The organism is Devosia sp. P1_H9, from assembly GCF_056405135.1.
The window spans coordinates 1-16,985 of sequence record NZ_JBFUCQ010000006.1 but is presented as its reverse complement, the minus strand read 5'-3'; the positions used below and the strand labels follow the sequence as shown (position 1 = coordinate 16,985).

Sequence of the window (16,985 nt, the reverse complement as noted above, 5' to 3'; positions counted from 1 at the left end):
GTCAGTCGGCGGCTCCGCCACCCGCCGTCTGCAGCCAAGCCTCACCGCAGGCCTTGGCGAGATCGCGGATCCTGAGGATGTAGCTCTGGCGCTCGGTGACCGAAATGGCGCCGCGGGCGTCGAGCAGGTTGAAGTTATGGCTGGCCTTGATGACCTGCTCATAGGCCGGCACGGCGAGCGTCTGGCGATTGCCGACGGCACCCTTCTTCAGCAACGCCTTGCACTCGTCCTCGGCATCCTTGAAGTGGCGGAACAGCATGTCGACGTCGGCGGCCTCGAAATTGTACTTCGAGAACTCCTGCTCGTTCTGCAGGAACACGTCGGCATAGGTAACCTTGTCCTCGCCGCTGCCGCCGTTGAAGTTGAGCTCCATGATGGAATCGACGTTCTGGAGATAACAGGCGAGGCGCTCGAGCCCGTAGGTGATCTCGCCTGGTACGGGCTTGGTCTCGAACCCGGCGACCTGCTGGAAATAGGTGAACTGGCTCACTTCCATGCCGTCGCACCAGCATTCCCAGCCGAGCCCCCAGGCGCCCAGCGTCGGGCTCTCCCAGTCATCCTCGACGAAGCGGATGTCATGCAGGCTCGAATCGAGGCCGATCTCGGCCAGCGACTGCAGGTAGAGTTCCTGGATGTTGTCGGGCGATGGCTTCAGGATCACCTGGAACTGATAGTAGTGCTGCAGCCGGTTCGGGTTCTCGCCGTAGCGGCCGTCCTTGGGGCGGCGCGAGGGCTGCACATAGGCCGCCTTCCAGGGCTTGGGGCCAAGCGCGCGCAGCGTCGTCGCGGTGTGGAAAGTACCGGCGCCCATCTGCATGTCGTAAGGCTGCAGGATCACGCAACCCTGCTCCGCCCAGAAGCGCTGCAGCGTCAGGATCAGCCCCTGGAACGAGTTCCTGGGGTCCATGTGGGCGGGTAGGGAGGTCATCGGCGGGCGGTCCGGCTCTGGAATTGCGCGCGGAACCTAGTGGGGCCAAGGCACCGGGTCAATTCCGCTGTTCATTCGCCATGGTGCTGCATGGCTGGAAACCGCTCCGGGTGCCTCGCGATATCGACGACTTCCCAGGCCGCAAGCGCAATCATGATGCAGGTGGCGGCGGCAGACAGCAGCAGCGGCGACAACCCGCCGGCCAGCGGATAGAGCGCGAGCATCAGGCCCAGACCGATGAGGCGCGGGATCGACCAGTACTTGAACACGGCCAGCTTGAACAAGACGGCGCCGACGAGGAACAGTGCCGGTCCACCGATCAGCACCAGTATCGCGGATGTATCGAGGTGCCCATCCGGATGGGCCAGCACCATTTCGTCCCCGACTGCCGAAACGACGATGCCGGCGATCAGCAGAATGGGGACGTAGGTGTAAGCAAAGCGGGCGATGCCACCGGGATCGTCCGAGCGCCCTATGGCCGCCGCTGCGGCTCCGGCATGCTGGCCGAAGTAAATCCACCACATGGCGATCGACTGCAGCAGCGACACGGTCATCGCCAGGATCAGCGCCGGCGTCCACTCGAGTTCGGTGAAGGCCGTACCGGTCACCAGCACCGACTCGCCCAGCGCGATCATCACGAACAGCCCGCTGCGCTCGGCCATCAGGCCGCCATCGATCGTCCACTCATGCGTGTCGGAGTGACCCAGCCCCGGCACCCAGAAGTTCACGACAGGCGAGATCGCGTCGAGCAGCACGGCGATGAGCCACAGGTAGAGGCGCAGATCGCCCTCGGCGAAACCGCCGGCGAGCCAGAATACCGCCGAAGCACCATACCAAATGGCAATGCGCACGAAGTTCTGCCTCAGCGACGCGTCCCGTCGGACCGCCCAGAGCATGAAGGCCGTGCGGCCGAGTTGGAACACCACGAAGGCCAACGCGAAGGCAAGCCCGCGCTCGCCAAAGGCCTCGGGCAGCGCGCTCGAGATCACGAGCCCCACACCCATGAGGATGAACAGCAGCAGCCGCACAAGCGGCTTTTGCGGGTCGAGCCAGTTGGTGATCCACGCAGTGTCGATCCAGGCCCACCAGATGGTGAGAAGCAGCATTCCTGCCCTGAGGGCGCCGCTCCAGGTGAGGTCTTCGAGCAGTGCGTGCGATATCTGGGTGACCGCGATGACGAAAACGAGGTCGAAGAACAACTCGACCGATGTCACCTCGGCGTGGTGCCCCGCCCGCCGGCTGCGCAGCAAACTGTCGACCATTTCCCGACTCCAGTTTGCCGGAAGGCTAGCCGGGGGCCATCGTCCTGTCTTCGGGAATCTAGCGCCCGTCATCCTCGGGCGGGCGGAACTTGCCGTCCTTGTCGCGCTTCAGCGTGATGACGTCGGGCCGCTTGCGCTCCTGCAGGTCACGCTCGTGTTTCGCCTTGTCGATTTCCTTGAACTGTCCGGTCCAGTCGCGCCAGATTTTCCGCACACCCCAGAGGATGGCGAGGATAATCGCCACGAAGATAAGGACGCGGAGAAGGGTGCCGGTCATGGCTAGAGCCCCAGCCGCGCCCACACGGAGCGGTCCTCAATGTTGGCGGCAACGTCGCCGGCCAGCGCCGCCAAGCCGAAGCCCGGGAGACTGAAGAGCCTGCGCTTGGGCCCGATCGGCAGCAACTCGACCTTGTCGCCGTAGCGGGTCTGCAGCACTTCATGCAGGTCGCCGAGGCCATCGACCAGGCCCAGTTCCAGCCCGCGGATGCCGCTCCAGAACTCGCCGGTGGACAGCAGGTCATCCGATGCCTTCAGCCGGTCGCCACGACGCATCTTCACCCAGTCGATGAACACCTGATGGATGTCGGTCTCCATCTGCTTGATGCGCTCCACGTCCTCCGGCTTCTCGGGAAGGAAAGGATCGAGCGTCGACTTGTTGCGGCCCGAGGTATGCACCCGGCGATCAACCCCAACCTTCTTCAGCGTCTCGACAAAGCCGAAGCCGGCGAAGATCACGCCGACAGAGCCCACGATGGACGAGGGATCGGCGATGATCTCATCACCGGCAGTAGCAATGAAGTACCCGCCCGAAGCCGCGGCGTCCTCGACGAATACCAGCACAGGCTTTTCGTGCTGATCGGCAAGGTCACGGATGCGCTTCGAGATCAGCCGCGATTGCACCGCCGAGCCGCCCGGAGAATTGATGATGATGGCAACCGCCGGCGCGGATTTTACCGCGAAGGCGCGCTTCAGCAGCGGCGCCACAGTCTCGATGTTCAGACGGCCGGGCCGCTGGTCGGCAGCGATGACGCCGTGCAGGCGAACCACCGGCACCACCGGACCGCCCTGCCCCATCTTGCGCTTCATCCAGGACCGGAGACCCATGCGATACCCTCGTTTTCGACCGGGCAGATGTATGTGCCTCGGCGCGAGATTACCAGATGAGCCGCCCGGTCCCGCGGAAGATCGCGTCGAACTCGGGGCGGAAGGCTCGGCCCGTGGGTTCGTGCAAGGCGCGAGCCGCCATCAGCGTGAACGGCGCACGTGAGCCCTTGATGCCGCGCACCAGCACCCGGCTGGCCGGCTCGCCCTCGCGTGGCAGCAGCGGCAGCACGCTGACGGCGCCGAAGCGCCGGGTGAAGGCGGTCAGCAGCAGCGGCAATGCCTCTGCGACATGAATGAAGATCACCTCACCGCCCGGCGCGGCATGGGTGGCAGCGGTCTTCACCCAGCGATCGAGAACGTCGTCGTCCATGTGCCGTGCGTCGGCGCGCTGAGTGGACGGCGCCGAGCCCCGGCCTGGATCGAAGAAGGGCGGGTTGGCGATGACGGTGGTGAAATGATCACTGGCCAGCCCCGCAGCGGCACGAACCCGGCCCAGCGCCGTCAAATCGAGCTGCAGCACCTTGCTGCGCTGGGCCATGCCGTTGGTGCCGAGGTTCAGCGTCGCAAGCGCCGCCATTGCCGGATCAGCCTCGACTAGCGTCCCCGTGAGGTCCACGAGCTCGGCCATCGCAACCAGCGCCGCGGTGCCGGCGCCGGCCCCGAGATCAAGCAGGCTGCGCGAGCCGGCGCCCACCGACGCACCGAGCAGCACGGAGTCCAGCCCAGCGCGAAAGCCCCGCTCAGGCTGCGACACGGTGAGGCGGCCACCCAAAAAGGCGTCGCGCGTCAGCGTTTGTTGTTTTACAAGATCGGTAGCTTCGTCTAGGGACATCGCACCATCGCGACAGTTCGCATGCGCCCGACTATAGGGTGCCGGATGCGTAGCTCAAACCGGGGATTTCATGGCTCTATCGGCGGCAGCGGCAAACGAGGCGACGACGAACGCCGGCGCGCTTGACCGGCTGGTCGACGCTACCCGTACAGGCATGGATCTCGTCAATGCGATGATCCTCGAAAAGGCCAGCTCGCATGTCCAGCTGGTTCCGGAAGTGGCGCGCTATCTCATCGATGCGGGCGGCAAGCGGCTCAGGCCAATGCTGACCGTCGCGGCCTCGATGCTGTTCGGCCGTGCCAATGGCAGCGAAGTGAATTTCGCCGCCGCCGTCGAGTTCATGCACAATGCCACCCTGCTGCACGACGATGTGGTCGACGAGAGCGAGATGCGGCGCGGCCGGGCGGCAGCGCGGATGAAATGGGGTAACCAGGCGAGCGTCCTGGTGGGCGATTTCCTGCTCGGCCAAGCCTTCATGATGATGGTCGACACCGGCAATGTCGAAGCGCTGAGGGTGATCTCGCAGGCCGCGACGATCATCGCCGAGGGCGAAGTGCTGCAGCTGGCCAAGACGCGCGATCTCAGCACCAGCGCCGCCGACTATGACGAGGTGATCGGCGCGAAGACGGCCACGCTGTTCGAGGCGGCGACGGAAGTGGGTGCGATGGCCGGCGGCGCCGACGCGGCCGGTCGCGAGGCGCTCCGCAACTACGGCCGCGAACTGGGCTTCGCGTTCCAGCTGGTCGACGACGTGCTCGACTATCGCGGCGAAAGCGGCACCCTGGGCAAGAACACCGGCGACGATTTGCGCGAAGGCAAGATGACCCTGCCGGTTATTCTGGCGCTGCAAACGGCGACACCGGCTGAGCGCGACGTGCTGGTCGCGGCACTGGGCGTCGTGGACGCCGGGGAAACCCAGCTCAAGCAAGTCGTCGCGATCTTCAATCGTTACGACACCCTTGGCCGCACCATCGAGCAAGCCGGCACTCACGCCCGCCGGGCCCGTGAGTCGTTGAAGCAGTTGCCCCCCAGCGAGATGAAATCGCTCCTCGGCGAGATCGCCGAATTTACTGTTGCGCGGGCGTATTAACACTTATACGGCCGCGGCGTTTTCCTCTGCCGCGGCGGCTTTGTGGCAAGCGTGCAACATTTGGCCACAGTTCTTTCCGCATCCCACCACAATTAATTAGACTCCCAACAATCGGCCCCGTATCGAGTGGTCCATTGAATTGGGAGATTTTCTATGTGGACGAAGACCAAGATTGCATTCGCCAGCGTGCTGCTGTTGAGCGCGGCCGGCGCCGCCAACGCTGCTGATCTGATCATCGACGAACCGGCCGTTGCGGTGCCCGTGGCCTCTGGCGACTGGAATGGCGCATATGTCGGCGGCCATCTCGGCTGGGTCAGCGGCAACGTTGACTGGGAAGTTGTTCCGCAGCCCGGCCCGGCTGACAGCTATGGTATCGACGGTTGGCTGCTCGGCGCCCAGGCCGGTTACAACTGGCAGATGGACACCTTCGTGCTCGGCATCGAAGGCGACGTGTCGGTCGGTGACGTAACGAGCGACCTAGCCGAAACCGGCTTCATCGAGCGTCAGGTCAATTGGGAAGCCTCGCTGCGTGCTCGCGCCGGCGTTTCGCTCGATACGATCTTGCTCTACGCCACTGCTGGCCTTGCAGCCCTCAACAGCACCAGCGAGATCTTCGGCACCTTCGACGACACGCAGACTCACGTCGGCTGGACGGTGGGTGTCGGTGCGGAAGCCATGGTGACCGACAACGTGTCGATCCGGGCCGAGTACCGCTACAGCGACTATGGCACGCAGTCCTACGAGTTCTTCCCCACTCCGATCGTGTCGGACTCGCACATCACGGCGCACAGCCTGACCGCGGGCGTGAACTTCCACTTCTGATCGTACCGATCAGCATCATTTCGCAGCGGCCCCTTCGGGGGCCGTTGTCGTTTTCAGCTGATCACCGGAGCCGCTGCGACCCAGTACTGTGGGTATTTCGCGCGCATGTCGTGGGCGGCCTGATGGGCCTGGGCGGCGGAGCCGAAGAGGCCGAACACCGTGCCGCCGGAGCCGGACATGCGGGCCAGCGCGCAGCCGTCCAGCACGCGCATCTGCCGCAGCAGGTCACCGATCGCCGGTACCAGCGCGACGGCCGGAGCCTCGAGGTCGTTGCGAGTCTCGGCCAGCCACAGGCCGAGCTGCGCCGGACGGGTGAGCGGTTGCGGCAGGGTGGGCATTGGTGGGTTGGCGCGCTGTTCCAGCCGGCGGAACACGTCGGCGGTGACCACCGGGATCAGCGGATTGACCAGCACCAGGTGAGTGGGGGGAAAACCGCGCAGCGGGTGGAGAATTTCGCCGACGCCACGCACTTCGCAGGGCCGCGACAGCAGGCAGGCTGGCACATCGGCGCCGAGCGTCAGTGCAACCGCCCGCAGGTCGGCGAGCGAGAACTCGCCCTCCGCGATGCCCGCAAGCAGGCGCAGCATCGCTGCGGCGTCGGCCGAACCGCCGCCAATGCCTGCGGCGACCGGCAGGTTCTTGGTCAACGAGATATCCAGCCCGTTGGGCAGGCTCTCCGGCCAGCGGGCCCGGAACGCGTTCACTGCCCGCATCACGAGGTTGGAGTCGCCTCCGCCCGCCGCTGCGGCGAAGGGACCGGTGACGCGCAGGCGATCGGCCTTGGCGGGATGCGCCGAGACCTCGTCGGCGACGTCGACGAACACCACGAGGCTCTCGAGCTCGTGGTAGCCATCGGCGCGCCGGCCGGTGACATGCAGGGCGAGATTGACCTTTGCGGGGGCCGCCTCAGAAACGGCGGCCACGGCGGTGCCCTGCGCCATGTTACTGGGCGGGCGCGGCCTGGCCTTCCGCTACAGGGCTTGCATCGGGCGCGGGGCTAACGGCATCGAGACCGCCCGCGAGCTTCTTGGCCACCCGCTCCTTCACCGCGCCGGTGGTGTCGACGGCCGCGGCGATGTTCCACTGGAACCGAGCCTCGAGCTGGCGCCCGGCCCGCCAGTAGGCATCGCCGAGGTGGTCGTTGATCTCGGGATCGGTGGAACGGAGCTGCACGGCGAGTTCGAGCTGCTGCACCGCGTCCTCGAAGCGGCCAAGCCGGAAATAGGCCCAGCCAAGGCTGTCGATGATGTAGCCGTCATTCGGCGCCGCCGCGACTGCCTTCTGGATCATGTCGAGCGCCGGCATCAGGTTGATGCCCTGGTCGACCCAGCTGTAGCCGAGATAGTTCAGCACCTGGGGCTGGTCGGGGTTGAGCTCGAGCGCGCGCTTGAAATCACCCTCGGCCTTCTCCCACCGCTTGTCGCGCTCGTAGGCAATGCCGCGCACATAGTAGAAGCGCCAGTCGCCCGGAGCGTCGCCACCAGCAACCGCAAGCGCCTTGGTGTAGGTGTCGGCCGCCTCGGCATATTTCTCGGCGGCGCGCTGCATGTCGCCGAGCACCGAAAGCGCCTCGAGATCCTTGGGGTTGGTGGCGACGATGTTGCCGAGCTTGCGGATCGCTTCGTCGCGATTGCCCATGGCGTTGAGGTTTTCCGCCACCCGCACCACGGCCATCGGCTTCATCGGCGAGTCGGCCGGCAACTTGTCGTAGATGGCGTTGGCAGCGTCATGCTGGCCGGCGCCATCGAGCAGCTGGCCATAGACCAGGTCGATCACGTCGGACTTGGGATCGAGATACATCCCGAGCTGCAGGAACACTGCCGAGACATCGGGGCTGCCCTCGCGGGCCAGCGCCACGCCGACCGAATGGAACATCTCGGCTGCACCCGACTGCACGTCGGCCGCAAACACGCCGGGGCGCTGCTTCAGGTCGAGCTTGGCCTTCACGGCAGCGACGAGCGGATGGTCGAGCCCCTGGGCCTCGAACTTGGCGATCACTTCCTCGGCCTCGTCAAAGCGGCCGGCATTGCCCAACATGCGCGCATAGGCCTCGACGATACGGGCGACGAACGGGTCGGTCTCGTATGCCTTGGCGGCGTATTCCAGCGCTTCCTTGCTCTTGCCTTCGACGTCGGCCATCAGCGCGCGGTGGAAGACGAGGAAATCCTCGAGCCCGCCCTGCCCGATCTCGTCGAGCACCTTGTTGGCCTCATCCGGCTTGCCGTCGCCGAGCAGCGCCCAGGCTCGCAACAGCCCGCCGGTGATCCCGGCAAAGGTATCGCCGCCGACATTCTCGAGTTCCTTGGCCGCGGCGCCATAGCGGCGCTGCTTGACCGCCTCGGTGCCGAGGACGAGGCTCGCCAGGTCGTTCGGCGCGCTCAGCTCGAGCATGTGCTTGGCAACGCGCGCCGCGTCGGACACCTGCCCGTTCGCGGCATAGGCGATGAAGCTGCGCTCGATGATGATCGGATTGTCCCAGTCGCCCTCTGCGGCGGCGCGGAAATAGCGCGCTGCGTCATCGGTGCGTAGATCCGAAAGCGCCTGCCGGCCGGCTAGGTAGCTGCCGGTGACGCTGTTATCCCGCAGCGGGAACGCGGTCGATTCGAGCGCCATGGCACCACCGATGGTGAGCATGGCGGCGAGCAGAACGCCGGAAGCGAGACGGGCTTTTTGGGTCACGAGGCTCGAAAACTCCGAGGAGGGCAGGAAAGCGCTGACTAGCCCAAGAAACATGGGCGATTTTGCGACTGCGCCGCAAGGGGCAGGCACGATGACGTGACGGCGTCCGGCCGCCTACATTCCGGAATAGTTGGGTCCCGACCCGCCTTCGGGCGGCACCCAAGTAATGTTCTGTGCCGGGTCCTTAATATCACAAGTCTTGCAGTGCACGCAGTTCGCCGCGTGGATGCGGAACACTGGCGCCCCGCCTTCCTCGGCCACTTCATAGACCCCCGCGGGGCAGTAGAGCGGCGCCGGCTCGCCGTAGCGCCGCAGGTTCTCGCGCACCGGCAGATCGGGGTCGGCGAGCTTGAGGTGCACCGGCTGGTCTTCGTCATGGCTGAGGTTGGCGAGATAGACCGAGGCGGCGCGATCGAAGGTCGTCACGCCGTCCGGGCGCGCATAGGTCCGCGGCGTCACTGCCGAAATCGGCTTCAGCCCCTGGTAGTCAGCCTTACCGTGCTTCAGCGTGCCAAAGAGCGAGAAGCGGAACAGCGCCTCGCACCACATGTCGAAGCCGCCCAGTAATACGCCGAGATACGTGCCGAAGCGGCCCCAGAACGGCTTCACATTACGCACCGGTTCCAGTTCAGCGCCGATACCGGTTGCCAACACGCTGTCGTTCAGCCCCTCGAGCATATCGTGCGCCCTGCCCTCCCCGATCGCCGCAGCGACCCGGTCGGCGGTGGCCACGCCCGAGCGGATGGCGTTGTGGATGGCCTTCAGCGCCGGCACGTTCATGAAGCCCGCGGCGCAACCGATCAGCGCACCGCCCGGAAAAGCGAGGTCCGGCACCGACTGCAGCCCGCCCGAGGTCAATGCGCGTGCGCCATAGCTCAGCCGTCGCGCGCCCTGCAGTACTCGGGCAATCGCTGGATGGCTCTTGAACCGCTGGAACTCGCCGAATGGCGACAGCGTCGGGTCCTCGTAGCCGAGGTGGACAACAAAGCCGAGATAGAGCTTGGTGCCCGCCGCATGGTAGGCGAACCCGCCACCGGAAGTGGCATTGTCGAGCGGGAAACCAAGATAGTGATCGACGCGCCCCGCCTTATGATGCTCGGGGGCGATCTCCCAGACTTCCTTGATGCCGAGCCCGTAGAGCTGCGGATCGCGCCCATCGGCAAGGCCGAAATGGCCAATCAAATGCTTGGCCAGCGAGCCGCGGGCCCCTTCGCCGATCAGCGTGTATTTGGCCCTGAGCCCAATGCCCGCGGCATAGGTCCCCTTGGGATTGCCGGCGTGATCGACGCCGAGATCACCGGTGATGATGCCTTCGACCCGGCCGCCCTCGCCAGTCAGCACATCCACTGCCGCGGTCATCGGGAAGATGTCGACACCGAGGCCCTGTGCCTGCTCGCCGAGCCATTTCACCAGATCGCCGAGGCTGACGATCACCGCATCGGGGACCTTCATCTGCGGCGGGATCATCAGGCCCGGCAGCGGGATATCGACGCTGCCGGTGAGGAAGTGGAAGGTATCGCGCGTGACATCGGGACCAACCGGCGCCCCCATGTCGCGCCAGCCGGGCAGCAGCGCATCGAGTCCTACCGGGTTCATCACTGCGCCGGAAATGATGTGTCCGCCCAGTTCAGCCGACTTTTCCACTACTGTGACCGACAGGTGCGGCGCCACCTGCTTCAGCCGGATGGCCGCGCTCAGCCCCGCGGGACCAGCGCCGACGATGACCACGTCGGTCTCGAGGATCTCGCGGTTGCCGGCGTCGGCCAAGGGTCACATCCATTCGAAGATGGCGGGGGAAAGCGGGCTGTGACATAACAGAACAAATGTCCGAAAATCGACCGCTAAATGACGCCGAAGCCCGCGCGGCGCTCGACTGGTATCGCGCCGTCGGCGTCGATTTCGCCGTGGGCGAGGAGCCGGTCGATCGTTTCGCCGCTTCCGCCGCGCCGTCGCGCGCCCGTCCGGCACCAGTTGCCGACGTTGCTCAAGCCGCGACGCCGGTGCCCGCACAGGCTCCGATAGCGATCTCGCTGACGTCGGATCCGACCGAAACGACTGCTCTCGCGGCCGGCGCCACGACGCTCGACGAGCTCCGCGCGGTGATGAACGCCTATGACGGGTGCCTCCTTAAGAAGCGCGCCACCCAACTGGTGTTCGCCGACGGCAATCCCGAAGCCGAGATCATGCTGGTGGGCGAAGGCCCGGGCGAACAGGAGGACTTGCAAGGCAAGCCCTTCGTCGGCCGCGCCGGGCAACTGCTCGACCGCATGCTGGCAGCCATCGGGCTAGACCGCACTAAGGTCTACATCGCCAACATGGTGCCCTGGCGCCCGCCCGGCAATCGGGATCCCTCGCCCGAAGAAATGGCGCTCTGCACTCCGTTCCTGCTGCGCCAGGTCGAGTTGGTGGCGCCGAAGTTCCTCGTGACCCTCGGCAACGTCCCGACCAAGTCGCTGTTCCAGACCCAGAACGGCATCACCCGCATGCGCGGCCAGTGGCGCGACCTGACGATCAACAGCCACCAGACGAAGGCGCTTGCCACCCTGCACCCGGCCTACCTGCTGCGCACGCCGGCCTCGAAGGCATTGGCTTGGCGGGACATGCTGAGTTTGAAGCAGGCGATGGATGCGGCGCGGGCCGCTGCCGGCTAGTCCGCGCGGTCGCCACAACCACCAGCCGTTATCCCCTACGACCAAAGCACCAACCGGCATTGCTATTTTGACGGCGACTTAACGCTCTCGCGCAGAGAATAATCGCGGCGCTTGAGTATCCTGCCCGAATTTGGTCCGACTCCACGGGCAAGCGCCTCAGGACCAAGAACCGCAGAAAGCGCCATGTCCTCCGCCCTCAAGATCTATGCCCTGTTCATTGGCTCGGCACTCCTGATGTTCGGAGGCGGCCTGCAGGGCCTCTTGCTCTCTGTGCGCGGCGCCGAGGAGGGCTTTTCGCTGACCGCGCTGGGCCTCATCGGCACCGGTTGGTCGGTGGGGTTCGTCGCCGGCTCGATCACCGTGCCGCTGCTGGTGAAACGGGTCGGGCACATTCGTGCCTACTCGATCATGGCGGCGATCGGCACGGTCACCATTCTCCTTAACCTGCTCTGGGTTCAGGACATCGGCTGGATCGTGCTGCGCGCCTTCTCCGGCTTCTGCTTTGCCGGCGCGGCAATGATCGTCGAGAGCTGGCTCAACGAAGTCGCCGACAACCGCAGCCGCGGCACCATCTTCTCGGTCTACACCACGATCAACATGGCAGCTTCGACGGTCGGCCAGCTGGCCATGGCGGTCACCGGCACATTCGGCCACATCCCGTTCGTGGTCGGCGCCATCGCCTTCATCTGCGCGCTTCTGCCGTCCGCGCTCACCTCGACGCCGCAGCCGCGGCCGATCTCGTCGGCTCGGCTTGACGTGGTGCTGCTCTACAAGACCTCGCCCCTGGCCGTGATCGCGGCCTTCGCCTGCGGCATGGCCAACGGCACGTTCGGCACGCTCGCCCCGGTCTATGGCTTCGAGCAGAAGCTCGACGCCTCGACCATCGCCTACCTGTTCGCCGTCACCGCCGTCGTCGGCGCCGTGGCGCAGACGCCGTTCGGCCGGCTGTCGGACAAGATCGACCGCCGGCTGGTGATCGTCGGTCTCAGCGGCTTCTCGGCTGTCGTCGGGCTGCTCACCGTGCTGATCAACCCCAGCAGCGGGGTGCTGATGTTCATCCTGTTCGGGATGTACGGATTCGGCGCCTACCCGCTCTATGCCATCGCCGTGGCGCATGCGAACGACTTCGCCAAGGAGGGGGAGTTCGGCCGCGTCGCCGGCGGCATGCTGCTGATCCTCGGCATCGGCCTCGCCATCGGTCCGATCATCGCCAGCTGGGTGATGAACACGATCGCGCCGGTGGGACTGTTCATCGTCACCGCCACGTTCCATGGGGCGCTGGCCGTCACGGCGTTCCTCAGGATGAAGGTGCGGCCGGTACGCGACGCGACGGGACGGGTCCGGTTCCGCGCCATGAGCGCCGAGAAAGGCGTGTCGCCGGGCACGGTGACGCTCGATCCGCGCGGTGACGAAAGCCAAGCGCCTCGCCCGACTGCAGCTCCTGTGGCACCTGCGGGCGAAGCCGAGATCATCGTGCCTGATCCGATCGAGCCGGTGGTGCTTGCGCCCGAGCATCCCAAGCCCGATGCTCCAGGCGACACGACGAAGTCGGACAAGCCGAAGCCGGAGTAGAGAGATGTTCAAGAGCGAGCTCGACCAGAGCAAGCCGTTCACCCCGCTGTCGATCGCGGTGCTCGCCGTTTCCGATACGCGCACGCTCGAAACCGATACCGGTGGAGCGCTGCTGAAATCGCTGATGGAAGCCGACGGGCACAAGTGCTTCGAGCGCGCCGTGGTGCGCGACGACATCCATCAGATCCGCGCCAAGGTGATGGAGTGGGTGGTGAACCCGGCCATCGATGCGATCATCACCACCGGTGGCACTGGGTTCTCCGGCCGCGATGTGACGCCCGAGGCGCTGGAGCCGCTGTTCCAGAAGCGGATGGAGGGGTTCTCGGTGCTGTTCCACCAGTACTCTTCGACCACCGTCGGCACCTCGAGCCTCCAGTCGCGCGCCACCGGCGGCCTGATCGGCGAGACGTTCGTCTTCGTCCTCCCCGGCTCGCGCGGCGCCTGTCGCGATGCGTGGGAGGGGATCCTGCGGGCCCAGCTCGACAACCGGCACAAGCCCTGCAACTTCGTCGAGCTGATGCCGCGGCTGGCCGAGCGCTAGGAACGGCGCTTCGGCCCCGGCGTTGTCCTTCGAAGGAGAACTCCGATGATCCGCAAGCTCAAGTCCGGCGAATACCGGCTCTATTCCAAGAAAACCGACCCCAAGACCGGCAAGCGTCGGAACCTGGGCACCTTCGACACGCGCGAAGGCGCCGAAAAGCACGAGCGCGAAGTGCAGTACTTCAAGCGCCACTGACAACCGACCCTCAGCGCGCTATCTTCCGGCATGCCCAGCAAGGACCAGAAAATCACCGTCGCCCTGACGCGCAAGCAGACGGCGCCGCGCAACGTCGCCGCCAAGGCACTGCGCGAAGGGCAATTCCAGCCCAAAGTGGAGCCCGATCCGAAGGGCTACAAGCGCAAGAAGAAGCACAAACAGGACCCGCTGCTCGAAACCGAAGAGCCAGGCGAATAACTGCGTTGCAGTTAATTCAGTTGATTTGCTGAATTCCAGTTTATCACCAAGTTTAGCTCGCGCCGCGAACTCCTTCCAAAAACACGTTCATTTCCCATTCAGCCGGCGCAATTCAATTGCGATGCCCTACCGTCCGGTGCCACTTTGCGGCACTCAGGGCGTCACATCGGGAGGGCTCCATGACTGGGCTGATCATTCTGGCGATCGTCGTCGCCGCAGTTGGCTACGCGATCTTCATCTACAACGACCTGGTGTCGAAGCGGCAGCTCAAGGAAGAGGGCTGGTCGGGCATCGATGTTCAGCTGAAGCGCCGCACCGACATGATCCCCAACCTGATGGAGACGGTGAAGGGCTATATGGGCCATGAGCGCGAGACGCTCGAGGCCGTCACCAACGCCCGCGCCGCGGCCACCGCCGGCGCCAATGCCGGCCCGGCAGAGCGCAGCCAGCTCGAGGGGGCGCTGTCAGGTGCTCTCGGCAAGCTGCTCGCCATCGCCGAGGCCTATCCAGACCTCAAGGCCAACACCACCTTCCTCGAATTCCAGAGCGCGCTGCAGAACGTCGAAGACGAAATCCAGCTGGCCCGCCGCTACTACAACGGCTCGGTGCGCAACCTGAACACCGCCGTCGAGAGCTTCCCCTCCAACGTCGTCGCCAATGCCTTCAAGTTCGAGAAGGCGGAGTATTTCGAGCTGGAGAACGAGGCCGACCGGGCCGTGCCGTCGGTGAAGTTCTAAGCGCCGGTTGTTCAAAATGGAGAAGCTGGTGGCTGTGGACCCCCACCCCTGTCCCCTCCCCCTGCCGGGGAGGGAGACGAAGGAGCCGCTTGCTCCGACGTTGCGGCAGCCGCCGCCAATTCGGAGGGTTTCCTTCCCCAGTAGGGGGAGGAAACAGGGGTGGCGGTCCACAGCCACCGGGTTCGCGGCCGCTCTATTGGCGCTGTTTTTCGCCCTCCTCCTCGCCCTTCCGGCCACCGCCCGCGAAGCCATCACCTCATTCGCCTCCGCCGTCACCCTCCTCGCCGATGGCTCGGTCGACGTCATCGAGACCATCGAGGTGAACGCCGAAGGCTATGAGATCAAGCGCGGCATCTATCGCGACATCCCGTTGATCCTGATCAACCCGGACAACTCGCGCCTCCGCTCCAACCTCGCCGTGCAATCGGTCACTCGCGACGGCCGGGCCGAGCCCTACTCGCTCGAAAGCATCGGGGCCGGCTTCAAGCGCATCCGTATCGGTGATGCCGATGTGTTCCTCAGCAACGGCCGGCACAAATACACCATCCGCTACACCATGACCCGGATGGGCCGCATCTTCGCCGATCATGACGAGCTGTTCTGGAATGCCACCGGCAATTACTGGAACTTCCCGATCGAGGAGGCTGTCGCCTCGATCACCCTGCCCAAGGGCGCGGTGATCGACCGGCTGGTCGGCTACACCGGCCCGCCCGGATCGATGGAGCAAGCAGTCACCATCACTCGCACCTCGGACAACACTGCGATCTTCCGGGTAAACCGACCGTTGGCCTCGGGCGAAGGCGTCAGCGTGGCGGCGTCGTTTCAAAAGGGCATCCTCACCGAGCCGGAGGGACTAGACGCGCTGCTGTTCTGGCTGAGCGACCACCGCGACATCGTGGTGCCCGTGATCGCTGTCGGCCTGGTGCTGCTCTACAACCTCCTCGCCTGGAGCGCCGTCGGCCGCGACCCCAAGAAGGGCACCATCGTCCCGCTGTTCCACCCGCCCAAGGACTTCTCGCCGGGGCTCGCCGAGTATGTCGACGGCATGGGCTGGGCGAAGGGTGGCTGGACTGCCTTCACCGCCTCGATCTTCGACCTCGGGGTCAGGGGCCTGGTAAAGATCGACAACCCGGGCAAGACGCTGACCGTCACCACTACCGGGAAGGAGCCGCCGGACGATCTCGGGGCGGCCGAGCGGCTGCTCTTCAACTACTTCAACTCGCAGGGCAAGGTAACGGTCAACACCACGACAGGGCCGAAGCTCAACGAGACCCGCGGCCAGTTCGTCTCGGCCATCGAGACCGAGAACCGGCAGGTCTACTACAAGAACAACACCGGCTACGTGGTGCTGGGCGTCGCGCTGTCGGTGGCGATCCTCCTCGCCATGGTGCTGTTCGACATGCTGGACCCGATCACCCTGGTGTTCGCGGGCGCCGGCGCGCTGTTTCTGGGCATCCTCGCCGGCATCCTCAGGGGCCTGTGGCGCAGCCCGATCCTGTCGAAAATCATCTTCGCGGTGTGGGCAGTGATCTTCGGCGGGAATGTCCTCGGCGCGGCCGGCAGCTTCTTCGGCGACTTCCGCATCGGCGAGTTCCGCCCCGACATGGCGCTGATCGGCGCCGCCTCGATCATCTTCATCAACGTGGTGTTCGCCGTGCTGATGCGGGCGCCGACGGTGCAGGGCCGCAAGGTCATGGATCAACTCGACGGCTTCAAGATGTACATGAACACCGCTGAGAAGAATCGCCTCAACATGACCAACGAGCCGCCGATGACGGTGGAGCGGTTCGAGCGCATCCTGCCCTACGCCATCGCGCTGGGCGTCGAAAAGCCATGGTCGGAGCACTTCGAGGGCGAACTAGCGCGCAACGCGGTGGCGGACGCGCGCAGCGGCAGCTATTCGCCCGGCTTCTATTCCGGCCGCGACTGGTCGAGCGGCTCGGGCAGCTTCGCGAACACCGTTTCCTCGGTCGCCAGCGGCATGAGCGCCGCGATGGTCGCTGCGCAGCCGAGTTCGTCATCGGGCTCTGGCTTCTCCAGCGGCGGCGGCGGAGGCGGCGGTTCCGGTGGTGGCGGAGGCGGTGGCGGCGGGGGTGGATGGTAGCCTGTAGGCAGCGCGCAGGTTGGTGACGCACCATCTGAACACACATCCGCCCTGCAGTGGTCGGAGCTCGATCTTGCCACAACCACCGCCCGGCACCTCCCCCTCTGACGGGGGGATGGGTGGGGGTGAGCGGAGCCACAATCACGAGGCTGGGCAAGGCGTTGCGAGAATCTTGCGCCGATCTATCCCCCCACTCCCCACCCATGCGATTCTGTGCCCATCCGCTGCACCGAAGCGAGATCATGACGA

The 16,985-nt window shown here is 65.4% G+C and carries 17 protein-coding genes; 9 read left to right on the top strand and 8 right to left on the bottom strand.

Annotated elements, in window-relative coordinates; all coding sequences use genetic code 11:
* Position 1: 1 nt before the first annotated feature.
* The 5 genes from AC1DYL_RS12510 to AC1DYL_RS12490 form a co-directional block, all read right to left on the bottom strand.
* Positions 2-928, bottom strand: coding sequence for a glycine--tRNA ligase subunit alpha (locus tag AC1DYL_RS12510; RefSeq protein WP_477150086.1), 927 nt, complete (start codon positions 926-928; stop codon positions 2-4).
* A gap of 71 nt (positions 929-999) precedes the next feature.
* The gene (locus AC1DYL_RS12505) at positions 1,000-2,190 is read right to left on the bottom strand and encodes a low temperature requirement protein A (RefSeq protein ID WP_477173377.1); all 1,191 of its coding nucleotides are present in this window, start codon (positions 2,188-2,190) and stop codon (positions 1,000-1,002) included.
* A gap of 58 nt (positions 2,191-2,248) precedes the next feature.
* Entirely contained in the window at positions 2,249-2,467 is a 219-nt protein-coding gene (locus AC1DYL_RS12500) for a hypothetical protein (protein WP_477157186.1), read from the bottom strand.
* Between the two features lie 2 nt (positions 2,468-2,469).
* On the bottom strand, positions 2,470-3,294 hold the full coding sequence (locus tag AC1DYL_RS12495; protein ID WP_477173376.1) for a S49 family peptidase: 825 nt from the start codon (positions 3,292-3,294) through the stop codon (positions 2,470-2,472).
* Positions 3,295-3,343: 49 nt separating this feature from the next.
* Positions 3,344-4,126: a tRNA1(Val) (adenine(37)-N6)-methyltransferase gene (locus tag AC1DYL_RS12490; protein ID WP_477173375.1), complete on the bottom strand. Its 783-nt coding sequence runs from the start codon at positions 4,124-4,126 to the stop codon at positions 3,344-3,346.
* 70 nt (positions 4,127-4,196) lie between these two features.
* On the opposite strand from AC1DYL_RS12490, the gene AC1DYL_RS12485 reads away from it, so the two are divergent.
* Complete coding sequence (locus AC1DYL_RS12485; protein ID WP_477173374.1) at positions 4,197-5,216, top strand: polyprenyl synthetase family protein; 1,020 nt, start codon at positions 4,197-4,199, stop codon at positions 5,214-5,216.
* Between the two features lie 153 nt (positions 5,217-5,369).
* A complete protein-coding gene (locus AC1DYL_RS12480) occupies positions 5,370-6,038 on the top strand; it encodes an outer membrane protein (RefSeq protein WP_477173373.1) in 669 nt (222 codons plus the stop codon).
* Between the two features lie 53 nt (positions 6,039-6,091).
* Here AC1DYL_RS12480 and AC1DYL_RS12475 read toward each other — a convergent pair whose 3' ends face one another.
* From AC1DYL_RS12475 to AC1DYL_RS12465, 3 genes are all read right to left on the bottom strand, one after another.
* Positions 6,092-6,961, bottom strand: a complete 870-nt coding sequence (locus AC1DYL_RS12475; protein WP_477173372.1) for a 4-(cytidine 5'-diphospho)-2-C-methyl-D-erythritol kinase — start codon at positions 6,959-6,961, stop codon at positions 6,092-6,094.
* Between the two features lie 19 nt (positions 6,962-6,980).
* A complete protein-coding gene (locus tag AC1DYL_RS12470; protein ID WP_477150078.1) occupies positions 6,981-8,717 on the bottom strand; it encodes a tetratricopeptide repeat protein in 1,737 nt (578 codons plus the stop codon).
* A 114-nt stretch (positions 8,718-8,831) separates the two neighbouring features.
* Positions 8,832-10,484: an electron transfer flavoprotein-ubiquinone oxidoreductase gene (locus tag AC1DYL_RS12465; RefSeq protein ID WP_477173371.1), complete on the bottom strand. Its 1,653-nt coding sequence runs from the start codon at positions 10,482-10,484 to the stop codon at positions 8,832-8,834.
* A 56-nt stretch (positions 10,485-10,540) separates the two neighbouring features.
* On the opposite strand from AC1DYL_RS12465, the gene AC1DYL_RS12460 reads away from it, so the two are divergent.
* From AC1DYL_RS12460 to AC1DYL_RS12430, 7 genes are all read left to right on the top strand, one after another.
* Complete coding sequence (locus tag AC1DYL_RS12460) at positions 10,541-11,368, top strand: uracil-DNA glycosylase (RefSeq protein WP_477173370.1); 828 nt, start codon at positions 10,541-10,543, stop codon at positions 11,366-11,368.
* A 183-nt stretch (positions 11,369-11,551) separates the two neighbouring features.
* Entirely contained in the window at positions 11,552-12,940 is a 1,389-nt protein-coding gene (locus tag AC1DYL_RS12455; protein ID WP_477173369.1) for an MFS transporter, read from the top strand.
* 4 nt (positions 12,941-12,944) lie between these two features.
* Positions 12,945-13,481, top strand: a complete 537-nt coding sequence (moaB, locus tag AC1DYL_RS12450) for a molybdenum cofactor biosynthesis protein B (RefSeq protein ID WP_477150074.1) — start codon at positions 12,945-12,947, stop codon at positions 13,479-13,481.
* A gap of 45 nt (positions 13,482-13,526) precedes the next feature.
* On the top strand, positions 13,527-13,676 hold the full coding sequence (locus tag AC1DYL_RS12445; protein ID WP_477157177.1) for a hypothetical protein: 150 nt from the start codon (positions 13,527-13,529) through the stop codon (positions 13,674-13,676).
* 30 nt (positions 13,677-13,706) lie between these two features.
* The gene (locus tag AC1DYL_RS12440) at positions 13,707-13,895 is read left to right on the top strand and encodes a DUF7230 family protein (RefSeq protein WP_477173368.1); all 189 of its coding nucleotides are present in this window, start codon (positions 13,707-13,709) and stop codon (positions 13,893-13,895) included.
* 179 nt (positions 13,896-14,074) lie between these two features.
* Complete coding sequence (locus AC1DYL_RS12435; RefSeq protein WP_477150071.1) at positions 14,075-14,632, top strand: LemA family protein; 558 nt, start codon at positions 14,075-14,077, stop codon at positions 14,630-14,632.
* 196 nt (positions 14,633-14,828) lie between these two features.
* On the top strand, positions 14,829-16,736 hold the full coding sequence (locus AC1DYL_RS12430; protein WP_477173367.1) for a DUF2207 domain-containing protein: 1,908 nt from the start codon (positions 14,829-14,831) through the stop codon (positions 16,734-16,736).
* Positions 16,737-16,985: the final 249 nt, after the last annotated feature.

Coding starts and splice junctions, on each gene's coding strand:
- AC1DYL_RS12510 (WP_477150086.1), bottom strand. CDS start 928: ATGACCTCCCTACCCGCCCACATGGACCCCAGGAACTCGTTCCAGGGG.
- AC1DYL_RS12505 (WP_477173377.1), bottom strand. CDS start 2,190: ATGGTCGACAGTTTGCTGCGCAGCCGGCGGGCGGGGCACCACGCCGAG.
- AC1DYL_RS12500 (WP_477157186.1), bottom strand. CDS start 2,467: ATGACCGGCACCCTTCTCCGCGTCCTTATCTTCGTGGCGATTATCCTC.
- AC1DYL_RS12495 (WP_477173376.1), bottom strand. CDS start 3,294: ATGGGTCTCCGGTCCTGGATGAAGCGCAAGATGGGGCAGGGCGGTCCG.
- AC1DYL_RS12490 (WP_477173375.1), bottom strand. CDS start 4,126: ATGTCCCTAGACGAAGCTACCGATCTTGTAAAACAACAAACGCTGACG.
- AC1DYL_RS12485 (WP_477173374.1), top strand. CDS start 4,197: ATGGCTCTATCGGCGGCAGCGGCAAACGAGGCGACGACGAACGCCGGC.
- AC1DYL_RS12480 (WP_477173373.1), top strand. CDS start 5,370: ATGTGGACGAAGACCAAGATTGCATTCGCCAGCGTGCTGCTGTTGAGC.
- AC1DYL_RS12460 (WP_477173370.1), top strand. CDS start 10,541: ATGTCCGAAAATCGACCGCTAAATGACGCCGAAGCCCGCGCGGCGCTC.
- AC1DYL_RS12455 (WP_477173369.1), top strand. CDS start 11,552: ATGTCCTCCGCCCTCAAGATCTATGCCCTGTTCATTGGCTCGGCACTC.
- moaB (WP_477150074.1), top strand. CDS start 12,945: ATGTTCAAGAGCGAGCTCGACCAGAGCAAGCCGTTCACCCCGCTGTCG.
- AC1DYL_RS12445 (WP_477157177.1), top strand. CDS start 13,527: ATGATCCGCAAGCTCAAGTCCGGCGAATACCGGCTCTATTCCAAGAAA.
- AC1DYL_RS12440 (WP_477173368.1), top strand. CDS start 13,707: ATGCCCAGCAAGGACCAGAAAATCACCGTCGCCCTGACGCGCAAGCAG.
- AC1DYL_RS12435 (WP_477150071.1), top strand. CDS start 14,075: ATGACTGGGCTGATCATTCTGGCGATCGTCGTCGCCGCAGTTGGCTAC.